The 12,054-nt window shown below is 37.6% G+C and carries 13 protein-coding genes; 1 reads left to right on the top strand and 12 read right to left on the bottom strand.

The genetic code is table 11. From position 1 onward, the window contains the following. The first annotated feature begins 133 nt into the window (after window positions 1-133). Entirely contained in the window at window positions 134-1,603 is a 1,470-nt protein-coding gene (gene guaB, locus ACO052_RS10210) for an IMP dehydrogenase (protein ID WP_422107911.1), read from the top strand. Between the two features lie 62 nt (window positions 1,604-1,665). Here the strand turns inward: guaB and ACO052_RS10215 are convergent, their stop codons facing one another. From ACO052_RS10215 to ACO052_RS10270, 12 genes are all read right to left on the bottom strand, one after another. Continuing rightward, window positions 1,666-2,241 carry a YceI family protein gene (locus tag ACO052_RS10215; protein ID WP_422107912.1) on the bottom strand — a complete coding sequence of 192 codons (576 nt, stop codon included), beginning with the start codon at window positions 2,239-2,241 and terminating at the stop codon, window positions 1,666-1,668. 23 nt (window positions 2,242-2,264) lie between these two features. Then, entirely contained in the window at window positions 2,265-2,618 is a 354-nt protein-coding gene (locus ACO052_RS10220; protein ID WP_422107913.1) for a SnoaL-like domain-containing protein, read from the bottom strand. Window positions 2,619-2,718: 100 nt separating this feature from the next. Then, the gene (locus ACO052_RS10225) at window positions 2,719-3,300 is read right to left on the bottom strand and encodes a Crp/Fnr family transcriptional regulator (RefSeq protein WP_422107914.1); all 582 of its coding nucleotides are present in this window, start codon (window positions 3,298-3,300) and stop codon (window positions 2,719-2,721) included. A 45-nt stretch (window positions 3,301-3,345) separates the two neighbouring features. Next, complete coding sequence (locus tag ACO052_RS10230) at window positions 3,346-3,996, bottom strand: MarR family winged helix-turn-helix transcriptional regulator (protein WP_422107915.1); 651 nt, start codon at window positions 3,994-3,996, stop codon at window positions 3,346-3,348. Window positions 3,997-4,006: 10 nt separating this feature from the next. Further along, a complete protein-coding gene (locus ACO052_RS10235; protein ID WP_422107916.1) occupies window positions 4,007-4,270 on the bottom strand; it encodes a DUF2024 family protein in 264 nt (87 codons plus the stop codon). Then, the gene (locus tag ACO052_RS10240; protein WP_422107917.1) at window positions 4,267-5,001 is read right to left on the bottom strand and encodes a hypothetical protein; all 735 of its coding nucleotides are present in this window, start codon (window positions 4,999-5,001) and stop codon (window positions 4,267-4,269) included. Before ACO052_RS10240 ends, ACO052_RS10235 begins: the two co-directional genes overlap by 4 nt. 47 nt (window positions 5,002-5,048) lie before the next feature. Continuing rightward, window positions 5,049-5,282 (bottom strand): thioredoxin family protein, encoded by a 234-nt coding sequence (locus tag ACO052_RS10245; protein ID WP_422107918.1) that lies wholly within the window; start codon window positions 5,280-5,282, stop codon window positions 5,049-5,051. A 210-nt stretch (window positions 5,283-5,492) separates the two neighbouring features. Then, window positions 5,493-6,011: a GNAT family N-acetyltransferase gene (locus tag ACO052_RS10250; RefSeq protein WP_422107919.1), complete on the bottom strand. Its 519-nt coding sequence runs from the start codon at window positions 6,009-6,011 to the stop codon at window positions 5,493-5,495. Window positions 6,012-6,099: 88 nt separating this feature from the next. Further along, complete coding sequence (locus ACO052_RS10255) at window positions 6,100-6,870, bottom strand: hypothetical protein (RefSeq protein WP_422107920.1); 771 nt, start codon at window positions 6,868-6,870, stop codon at window positions 6,100-6,102. A 117-nt stretch (window positions 6,871-6,987) separates the two neighbouring features. After that, window positions 6,988-8,664, bottom strand: a complete 1,677-nt coding sequence (locus ACO052_RS10260) for a PhoX family protein (protein WP_422107921.1) — start codon at window positions 8,662-8,664, stop codon at window positions 6,988-6,990. A gap of 306 nt (window positions 8,665-8,970) precedes the next feature. Further along, window positions 8,971-9,699 carry a hypothetical protein gene (locus ACO052_RS10265; RefSeq protein ID WP_422107922.1) on the bottom strand — a complete coding sequence of 243 codons (729 nt, stop codon included), beginning with the start codon at window positions 9,697-9,699 and terminating at the stop codon, window positions 8,971-8,973. 195 nt (window positions 9,700-9,894) lie between these two features. Beyond that, the gene (locus ACO052_RS10270) at window positions 9,895-12,039 is read right to left on the bottom strand and encodes a S46 family peptidase (RefSeq protein WP_422107923.1); all 2,145 of its coding nucleotides are present in this window, start codon (window positions 12,037-12,039) and stop codon (window positions 9,895-9,897) included. Between the last annotated feature and the right edge of the window lie 15 nt (window positions 12,040-12,054).

Below are 12,054 nucleotides of genomic sequence, written 5' to 3' on the forward strand. Positions count from 1 at the left end.
ACCTTGTTAAGCGGCATTAAGTGAAATAAAATGTGTAAATTTGCATGCAATTAATTGAAAACAATAACAAAATAGCGAGGGCTATTTTACTTTAAAATTGTCATTCCCGAGAAATTGGGAATCTAATTGCAACATGACAGCACACGAAAATAAAATCCTAGGTGAAGGTCTTACCTATGATGACGTCCTATTAGTTCCAGCATTTTCAGAAGTATTACCACGCGAGGTTAATATTCAATCCAAATTAACGAGAAACATCACGATCAATATTCCTGTAATTTCTGCAGCGATGGATACGGTGACTGAAAGCCGAATGGCTATTGCCATGGCACAAGAAGGCGGCATAGGGGTACTTCATAAAAACATGACGATTGAAGACCAAGCCCAAAAAGTGAGGCGGGTAAAACGTGCTGAAAGTGGTATGATTATAGATCCTGTGACCTTAGAGATGGATGCCACGGTGGCCGATGCCAAAAATGCGATGCGCGAACACAGTATCGGAGGTATTCCCATTGTTAATGGAGATGGTATACTAAAAGGGATTGTGACGAATCGCGACTTGCGTTTTGAGCATAACAATGATCGACCTATTGTTGAAGTGATGACGGGTGAAAATTTGGTAACAGCTCCTGTAGGCACCTCACTAAAAGATGCCGAGACTATTTTACAAGCCAATAAAATTGAGAAGTTATTGATTGTAGAAGGCGATAAATTAGCGGGTTTAATTACCTTCAGGGATATCACTAAAGTGACACAAAAACCGATTGCCAACAAGGATCAGTATGGAAGATTACGCGTTGCTGCTGCCATTGGTGTTACGGGTGATGCGGTCGATAGGGCAGAGGCATTGGTAAACGCAGGCGTTGACGCTGTAGTCATTGATACGGCTCATGGGCATACTAAAGGTGTAGTGGGGATTCTTAAGGAGATAAAAGCTAAATTTTCCAATTTGGAAGTGATTGTAGGTAATATAGCAACAGGTGAAGCCGCAAGATATTTGGTAGAGGCTGGTGCGGATGCAGTTAAAGTGGGAATTGGACCCGGTTCCATCTGTACGACAAGAGTCGTTGCTGGTGTTGGCTTTCCGCAGTTTTCAGCGGTGCTTGAAGTGGCAGCGGCCATAAAGGGCTCAGGTGTACCTGTGATTGCCGATGGAGGTATTCGCTACACGGGTGATATTCCTAAAGCCATTGCTGCTGGTGCAGATACGGTGATGTTGGGATCGCTTTTAGCAGGAACTAAAGAGAGTCCAGGTGAAACTATTATTTACGAAGGACGTAAGTTTAAATCCTACAGAGGAATGGGTTCTGTGGAAGCTATGACAAAGGGTAGTAAAGATCGCTATTTCCAAGATGTAGAGGATGATATTAAAAAATTGGTCCCAGAAGGCATTGTGGGTCGTGTCCCTTATAAAGGCGAGCTGTTTGAAAGTATCCACCAATTCGTTGGAGGACTTAGAGCTGGGATGGGCTATTGTGGTGCCAAGGATATTGCAACCTTACAGGATACAGGACGTTTTGTTAAGATTACAGCTAGTGGTATTCATGAAAGTCATCCACACGATGTGACCATTACTAAGGAGGCGCCTAATTATTCGAGATAAGTGCATAAGACATAAAATAAAAAAACAGCATCCAAAAGATGCTGTTTTTTTTCAAAGTGGTTTTAGAACTCTAAGTCCACTACAATATCGAACTCGTCATAGATGACCTTGTCTTTAAGATTATCGAAAAAGCTCGCTGAACCATAGCGTACATTGAATTTGGTTCTATCGATTTTTAATGAACCAGTAGCTTTATTGCCGTAAATGGATAAGTCAAAACTAATGGTTTCCGTTTTTCCCTTGATGGTGATATCACCAGTAATTTCATAAGCGTTTTTTCCGCTAGCTTTTACCTTTGTAAAGACCAATTTGGCTTCGGGATGATCAGTAACTCCAAAGAAATCATCTGATTTTAGGTGGCCTTCTAGCTGGGCTTTATAGTCTCCTTTAAGATCGGTAACACTTATGGTGGTCATATCAATTGTAAAGTTACCGCCAGTAAGCTTATTGTCATTAAAGCTTAAGGTTCCAGATTTTATTGAAATTTGCCCTGTGTGCGATCCTGTCACCTTATAGCCTTTCCAGGTCACGGTACTTTTGTCTGCACTCACTTGTTTATCCGTCTTGTCTAGAGTCGTAAAAGAAAAGGTCATAAAGGCAATGGCAATCATTGCCGTGGTTTTTTTTATAGTTTTCATTGTTTTAGTGTTTAATATGTTCTTTAAGATCCGTAGTAAAATTTTTCCTTAATGATTTTTCCATCTTTCCATTCTTGTAATGCCACTTGGGTATAATTGCGTTCTCCCCAATCTTTATGGGTATAATCAAAATGCCATTCGACCATCGTTGTATTTTCACCAACGGTGACATTTAGGGGCTGGGCACCTCTAAACTCGGTAATTGAAGCAAAGAACTCTTCTTCGCGTTGTCTGTTAGCTACTTTACCCTTTACAACAGGGTTGTCATTTTCTTGCATCACAACGTCTTCATGATAAAACTGATCGAAAGCCTCTAAAGCTTTACCTTCTAAAATCATGTTATTGATAGTACTGATGTTGTCTAATAATGTATTCATTGTTTTTGTGTTTTAATGTTATGCTACAAAGGTCTCTAACATTAAAAACTTAAAAAATGAACTAGAATACAAAATGAGGTTAAACTAGATTAACTTTTTCTTAGTCGTGGAGGAGTTGACTTTTTATTTTACTAAGAAATTCCTTGGTAATACCGAGATAAGAGGCGATCATATATTGGGGCACACGACGATCAATTTCGGGATACAAGGATTTAAAAATTTTGTAGCGTTCCTTAGCCCCGAGACTAAAGTTACGTATAATGCGTTTTTGGGAAGCGACAAAAGCACGTTCTATAATGATTCTAAAAAGGCGTTCCATTTTCGGAATTGCTTTGAGTAAGGCGTCATGCTGCTCATAGCTAAATTGTATGACTTTGGTTTGCTCTAGACATTGTACGTTAAAATCGGCTGGTGTTTGGGTAATAAAGCTACCCAAATCGGAGGTCCACCAATCTTCGATAGAAAACATAACGATATGCTCTTGGCCTTGGTCGTCCATATAAAAGGTTTTGGTACAACCCGAAATAATGAAATTTTCGCTTTTGCAAATATCCCCTTGCTGAATGATATACTGATTTTTAAGATAGCTGCGTTCGGTGATCATGGTGCTCAATAGGTCCACTTCTGCAAGGCTTAAGTCGACATGTTTGCTGATATAGTTTAAAAATCGTTGATTGAGCATTTAAGGATTTTATATAAGAACAAGTTAATTAATTTTGAATTTATTTCAGTAGCGTTCTTCAAATTCTGGGCAATCTAATCTAATGTCCTGTTTTAAAAGATCCGTTTTAAGTAAATTACAGTAGTCTTGGCTATCATTTTTAGTATAAAATTGACAGCCATAACAAGTTCGTTGTACATTTAAAATTCCACTGCGGTTTAGCTTGTAAATCAGTTGACTGAGTGTGCCAAACAACGATTGTAGTTCAGATTGAGGTAAGCGCTCCAATTGAATCTTCAAAGGGTCAGCAAAATCATCGGTTGCAGATACAATTTTTTTTCCTGACTTAGATAAACTTATGGAATAACTGCGGTTATCGGATGAGGAATAGTCCTTTACAATCAGGCCTTTTTTGTCCAAAGCTCTTACAGCGTCACTAATTGTTGGCTTGGTCACATTAAACTCTTTGGCCAGATAACTGACATTGCATAGGCTTTGTTTGTGATAAGCAATGAAAACAAGTATTTGAATTTGAATCGGACTCAAACCGACTAATTTGGCTTTTTCCCAAAGTAAGACTTTAAAGACTTCTGAGATGCGTTCTAAACCCGCTACAATTTTACTCGAAACATCGTGTTCCTGTTGATCTGGATTAAAGCTGCTTTCTTTCATATTAAAAATGCCTGCCACTATTAGGTGACAGGCAAAGTTAGTCATCCTAGTTAAATTAGGAACAATTTTCCATTTCTATAATAGAATACCCTTGGTTTTCAATATCGTTAATCATGATTTCGGTGCCATGTTCAATATGGCAAAAACGACATTCCTTGGATGATAAAACGTCTGTTTTAAAAGGCTTGCTCTTTAGATAATCATTCCCGAAATTATAAATGTCTTGCTCATTTGTTAAGTCATTTGGCACCAATATGTCGAAATGCATTAGGCTGCCATTCTCTCTTTTCACATAAGTATCCCAGACTGCTATTTTCATGATTTATTCTTTTTTACGCTATAGGGCAATGATAAGTCACCACTGGCTACACTATAAACATGGTATACACCAAGCATGGGCTTATTGTTCTGACTCGTGTTTACAATCATATAAGCGGCCACACCATCGTAATTAAACTCAATTTTGTTATTAATTCTATAGTCAGGCACTATAACTTTAATAGTGTTGCCAACTGTTTTTACGTTGTAACCGGGTGAGTCCATATACATGGGCATTCCAGGGTTAGTCGGTGGAAGCTTTACACTGCTATCATTCGTGTCGAACTGCTTAACGGCTAAACCACCTGCAACGCGCTCATCTTGATGAAGAACGACCCAATGGGGATGCCAAATAATACCATCGTTATTGTAAATAGTATCGCTATTTTCATCCCATAAAGGTGTATCATCGAAGTCTGGATGTGAGGTAAGTGCTAAGGCAACAATACCGTTAGTATCAATAAAACCTACATCAGTAGGACTTAACGAAGTGGGGAATACGTAACCTAGGACAGGGGCGCCATCTAATTGTCCTGCGGGTGTTGGTGTGGTAGCACCGGCTGATCCTTTGACGCTGATTTCCCAAACTGTAATATCTAAGTCTGCGTTGTGTGTTACTTGAACAGAGGTGATTTTAAAGTCATCGGTGTTATAGGGTTCTTTTTTTTGAGCACAGGCTACTGAAGTTATAGTAAAAAGAACCGTGATTACTAGTTTTGAAATTATTTTCATTATTTACAATTTTAAATTAGGAATCCTAACTATTAAATATAAAAAAATTAGCCTTTTACCTCTTCTAATGAGGCGCCAAAGTTAATATGCAATACATTCCCATTAGTAGTTACTAAGGCTGGGACTGACTTAACACCAGCTTGTTCAGCTTCGTTAATTCTCGATCTGTTATTTCCTAAATGTACAATATCTACATTGTCTCGTCCTGCTAAATCGATGATGTCGTGCTCTGCACTGACGCATACTGGACATCCGGCGTGATAAAAAATTGATTTACTCATAGTTTAAAAAATTTATAGATTATTATTTAATTATTTCGGAACAAATATAGTAAGGAATCCTAACTAAAACAAATTAAAACTAAAATTTTATTTGAATTCAATCTTAAGAATCTTAGTGAAATGCAGCTTAAACCTTTATAATATCAAATATTGAGTCGTTCAACCCGAGGTTTTATAAGAGCTGTCATCGCTAGAAAAGCGTCCCTTTTTTTATTGGTATCTATAGACCTCATGGATACCGAAATCCAATAGGATCATTTTAGAATCAAGCCTAGCTCCAAGTCGTAAGGCTAATGTCTTGGAAGGCTCATTATTTGGGTCTATGTAGCTAACAAGTGTATCTAATTTTAGTTGTTTTAGTGCAAAGTCCTTAACAGCAAGACCAGCTTCTACACCAAATCCTTTGCCCTGAAATTGTGGTAATAACCAATAGCCTAATTCAGGCTCCGGCCATGGTGCTGATTTCCATAATCCTATAGTACCTATTAAATTCTTGGAGGCTTTCTCTTCTACAGCAAGATATGAGAATCCATTAAGGGTATAGTGCCCAATGTAGCTTGCCATTAACCGATAGGATTCTTCGGGAGTTTTAAGTCCACCAACATATTTGGCATGAACCTCGTTCGAAAAGAATTCTGCAAAAATTGGGTAATCCATAGCTGCCCATTGTCTAAAGTATAATCGTTCCGTTTCTAGGCCTATCATCTGTTCTGTATTTAAATAATTCACTGTTTTAGTATGGCTTATTAGAGATTAATGGCACATACCTCTAAAGCTTAAGGGTTTTAATAATCAGCTTAAGTTTAGAATAGTGATCCTAAAATCTTTTACGTCCATATTCTGCCTGGTATAACTGCTTTTGCCCTTTGTAGTTTTCATCTTCATTAACCTTGTACCACATGGCATTGGTATCTTGATGATACGCTGGTGTAAATACATCGACCAACTGTGTAAATGTGTTAGGCATAATAGAATGAATATTACCTTCGTCTGCAGTAAGAATGCTAACGTCCCCCTTTTTTATTCTTTCGTTTCCCGTCTCGCGAATAATACAGGTCTTAATTTCAGAAACCTCCCCATCGATTATGAGTTCTCGAGTGGTTGAAAGCTGCTCTTCAATACTATAGTTTTTGGCTGAGATGTCTCCTGAAACGACATTGATTACACCTGTCATGTTAGGATGATCGTGATGCGGAATATACTCCCCTTTTTCAAATTGAAAAAGCGACACCTGAAAATCGACTTCATAGTGTAAATTTGCCGATTCAAACCAGTCTTGGTGTCTGTTTTCATAGGCTTCTATCTCTTTTTTGATATTCTCAAATTCTGGGAAATCACAGTTTAGCATCAGTTGCTTCACCTGTTTGGCATATTGCATTTGATTCCAAGGCAATTGATGCTGTGTTTTTGCCAACTGCGTCAAACGCTCTAAAAACGCATCCCAGTTTAATTTGGTATGCACGTCCCATTTTCCTAAAGTTGCATTGGCCTTTTGTGCATAGGTTGAGATGGAATTAAGTTGCAGTGCAATGCTTGCAAAGCCTAAAGCACTTAATTTGATAAACTCCCGTCGCTTAAAATCGTCCATAGTGATAGTTTATTTTAAAGGATTTATATGGGTAAACAGGCACTGGTGGTACCTCTTGTAGATGGTATGCATAGTATTTTTGTATTTATCAAATTCCAGTTGCGTCAATCATTGGGCTTAGCCCTCGATCTGATTCAACTTGTTCATTTTCTCTATTAAGTCACCAGTAATGGCCACCACAGCAGGTTTGGGAATGTTGTCGCCATCAAAAGGCCATTGGCTCGTTGGATGGTTCACATCCGTTGTCTGTTCTCCCGGATGCTGTACGCTGAGAAATAATGTCTTACCATCTGGTGAAAACCATGGACCCGTTAATTCTGCATCTCTTGGTGCCGATGCCACGCGAATCACTTTTCCAGCATCTTTTCCATATCTTGGGATGACGAATAGGCTATTATTTTTAAAGGGCATATAAGGTTTTTCTGGATTATTCATCCAACTTCCAGACATATCGGAAGTCATCCATAAGTTTCCGGAGTGATCAAAGGCTAAATTATCTGGACAAGAAAATCCAGTGGCCTCACCACCAGCTTTATAGGTCGAAGCTTTGAAGGTTAAGGCATCAAAAGCGCCATTGGTTTCTTCTATTTTTAGAATGGAACCATGAAAATCGTCTTTCCACTTGTTATTGGTTAATGACACAAATATGTGACCTGTTACAGGATCAATTTCAATATCCTCAGGTCGGTTTAAAGGCGTAGCCCCTAATAATTTTGCAGCTTCTCTTGCTCTGATAAGTACTTCAGTTTGATCTTTGAATTTCTTTTTTAGTATGGGTTGGTTTTCCCAATCTAAGGCTAACCATTTCCCATTGATAGTATCGGCGACATAAAGAGTACCTTCCTTTAAAGAGCTTGGCTGGGATGAGATGAACTTGTATAAATGCTCATTATTTTTGTCGTCTCCAGTATATGCAACGATGCGTTTATCTTCGAGTTCGTATAGTGTACAGCATTCGTGAGCAAATCGTCCAAGGGCTATATGTTTTTGAGCCGCGCCGTCTTTTGGATTTATTTCTACAACCCAACCGTAATGTTCGGGTGGATGGTTATAAAATCTTTCCCAGCCATAATAATCGCTAGAAACTGTTGTAGCTACATTGTTTTCATATTTGGTTTCTCCATAAAAATCATCATAGTTTTCTTCGCAGGTGAGAAATGTATTCCAAGGTGTTATACCACCAGAACAATTGGCAAGTGTACCAATGGCTGTGGTTTTCCCTTTTATTGGCGTGTCCCAATTTAATTTTATGGGCGTCTTAGCTGTTATTCTTCTATTATGTGGATCGTTTTCTACGACCTTCCATTTACCATGTTCTTCTTTGATTCTTATAATACTTCCACCTACATTGTACATCTCTTTATCGACCTGTTCTAAGGTGACGTGCTCCGGTGGGTTTTCGTAGTCTCTATAATTAAAACCTGCAATATAAAGCGAGTTAATATATTCATGGTTTACCCATAATAAGCCATCTTTAGGATTGTTTTCATCTAAAGGAATAAAGCAGGTAAAATCGTTGTTAAACCCAAAGGTGTCCGCATCACTTATCCTATCTCCCCATTTTACTATGGTATGATAATCTAAGCCTTTAGCCAAAAGTAAATCATCTTTGTCTGAGGCTGGTAGAGCTTCGAGAACAAACGTCTTTAGCCGTTCTAATTCTTCTTCTGATAAATTTTTAGTCTCAGTCGGTGTGGTGGTATTTCCACAAGAGATTAAGAATGGTGGAACCAAAGCTGTTCCTAAACTAGCTTTACCAAGAAAGGAAATAAATTTTCTTCTGCTGTAACTCATATTTTTTAATTGGTTTTAGACTTATTCGTAGGTGTATGACTTGAACACATAAGTCTTAAAAACGCTACTTTTTCTTAATTAGAATTCTATCGTTTAGGAGCGATAGAATAATTAAGAAAAATACGGAATTGTCATCATTATTCTTTTATCTTATCGTTAAGATACTAGGAAAGTTTTGAAAACACGAATTTTCAGAAGCAAAACATCTTAGCCGTTAAGATAAGAACATAAAAAAAGCAAACGCACTAGTTTATCGTTTGCTTTTTGTCTTCTTTCGAAAATTTTGAACGTATTAAAATTATGTCATTATGCTGGATTCGATTCCAAATCTCTCAAGTTAATAACTTCGAAATTTCTGGCATCGAAATAATCATCTATGCCGTGACCAGTATTAATTATTACACCTCCTAAAAGTGTTACTTTATCCACTTTAAATTCGTCTTTACAAGTCTTCACGTAGTCATGAACTTTTCGATTAATAATCTCGTAAGTTGCGTCGGTAATAGCTTTCTGAGGATTGTCACTATTGAGAATCTCTTCTCTGTGAGGCAATAGACTTTGCTCTAATGTCATTTGTTGGTAGTCATCGGCATTCATTACTGGTTTGTAATTCTCATCTTCCAATCGACTTAGTGCTAACATCAAAGCACCGCAAGAACTTCCCTTTTCTTCCATTCTTGGACGATACATTTTACCAAGCTCACCTTCCAAAGTGATTCCGATATGAGGTCCGTAGAAAATAAATGCGCTTCCTTCATCTGGAACGTGGTGCGCAAATGCCGTCATACCTGTTTGTCCAACAAATGGAATACCACCCAATCCACCCATAATAAAAGGACCGAATAATACATTAAAAAAGGTTGTAGATGGAATATTGATATCGTCGGAACATAATGAGGTCGCCATCAACACTTTTGAAATGTCAATATTGTGCTGATTTTGCATTTTCCCTAAATAATGAATGGAGGTGTCCTTTGCATCTTTTGCATATGGGTATTCGCTTTTTACGACTTCGTCAAATTTTCTTTGTAGCATAACTAGATTGGTATTAAAAGATTGAATTATGAACTTTTAAAAATACGACATTATTTCATAAACGCCACGAAGTTGCATTTATACTTTTGTTAAATAATCCCTTAAAAAAGTATTTTATACGGTATGTCTTAAATAAAAATACCTTGTCATGAAATTCTAATTCCATAACAAGGTATTTGCTATTAAAAGCTTGGGCTATTTCTTAGTAATTGTTAATTCGTCCACAATGTTTTTGGCATCAGAATAGGTGTCTATTAACCAAAGTACATATCGAATATCGACATTTATAGTGCGCTGTAAATCCTCATCGAATATTACATCTCCAGCCATAGCCTCAATATTCCCGTCAAAAGCTAATCCAATCAATTCTCCTTTTCCATTGAGTACTGGTGAACCTGAGTTTCCACCTGTGATGTCGTTGTCTGTTAAGAAATTTACAGGAAGTTCTCCTTTTTTATTAGCATAGCGTCCGTAGTCTTTCTTTTCGTAAAACTCAAGCATATCTTTAGGTAAATCAAACTCATGATCATTGGGTTTGTATTTATTGATAACACCTTTAAAGGTCGTGTAGTTGTTAACTGTAGCATCATTTCTGGCATCTTTAGGTAAAGCTCTTACCTTGCCATAGGATAGTCGAAGCGTTGAATTTGCATCGGGATACTCAATTCTACTTATTCCGGATTCGCGCAGTCCATCAACTAATAATCTAAATGATCTTTGGTAATCATTTAAAGGTTGTTGAAGGGCTTCAGGTTCTTCTCTATATTTATCTAATAATGCTGATGATAACTTATAAAGTGGGTCATTAGCCAATAAGTCGGCATCAGGATATTCTAAAAATGCTTCCACGCGTTCTTTTGAGGAAAACAAACTAAGGTTAAACATGGCTCCCACATACGCATTAATATCCTCTTTAGAGGCAATTTCATTGACCATCTCTGGTAACTCATAATTGGATTTTGAGCTATATAACTTAAGTTGTTCAGCTAAAATTTCTTTCTCTAAAGGCAAGTGATAATCTTTAAACTGACTTTCTATGAATCCGGCTAATCGAGGTCGTAGCTCCTTACGCTTAGCTTCATTAGAATTTACATAGTTGTCTAGTCCTCTTCCTATTCTGTATGGAAGTACGGCAAATTTACTAGAACGCAATAAAGCCAACATATAATTATCGTGTTGTGCTTTTTCGTTAGTGAGACTATAATAATTATTAATGGTGCTTATGACGTCTCCATAAGTCGCTTTATACTTTGATTTATTGGCCCATTTATTAAATTTTTCTTCTATTTTACGCTTAGTTGCTGCAGTTCCGTGTTTGGTTAAAGCATCGATCATACCTTGACGGTTTTTCCAATAATTGGCGATTCCTGCGTATTTTGAGGCGTACATTAAATTGATGGATTCATCTTTATCCATATACTTTTTCATGACATCCATACTCCGTTTAGAGCCTTCAACCCAGGCCGGATAGGCATACTTAACATTTTGTTCTATGCCTTCCGCAGGCATCCAGCGATTTGTGCGTCCGGGATAACCTAAAATCATGGCAAAGTCCTTCTCTTTTACACCGTCGATATTAACGGGTAAATGATACTTTGCTTTTAATGGCACATTGCTCGGTGAATATTCTGCAGGTTCACCGTTAGCGTCAGCATATACTCTGAATAAGGAGAAATCCCCAGTATGACGTGGCCACTCCCAGTTGTCGGTATCACCACCATATTTTCCAATACTTTCTGGAGGTGTACCCACTAATCTTACATCCGTGTAGTCTTCATATACAAAATAATAGTATTCGTTGCCTTGATAAAAGGACCGTACTGAAACTGTGTATTTTCCTCCTTCATTGTTTTCTTCCTGAATTTTTGCAATCTCCTTATTAATGGCGGCTTCACGTTCTTTTTCCGTCATAGAATCATTAACCTTTGATAGAATACGTTCACTAACATCATCCATCCTTACAAAAAACCTGACGGATAGACTCTGTGGTTTTAATTCTTGGTCCAATGATTTTGCCCAGAAACCATTTTTTAAATGATTCTGTTCAGCGGTTGATAATTCGGCTATGACATTATACCCACAATGATGATTTGTAAGTACTAAACCATTATTCGAAATAATACTTGCCGTACAGCCTCCACCAAACTGTACGATAGCGTCTTTTAAACTTTGATTATTAATACTGTAGATTTCTTGAGGTGTTAACTGAAGTCCCATTTTCTGCATATCACGATAGTTAAGACGCTCGATATGCATTAAAAACCACATGCCTTCGTTGGCAAAGATGGATGTAGGTAGCGTAAATAGAAGGGCAATTAGAATAAAGTTTAGTCTTTTCATGTGTTATTTTATTAT

The sequence above is a fragment of the Winogradskyella sp. genome, assembly GCF_965228925.1.
GTDB lineage: Bacteria > Bacteroidota > Bacteroidia > Flavobacteriales > Flavobacteriaceae > Winogradskyella.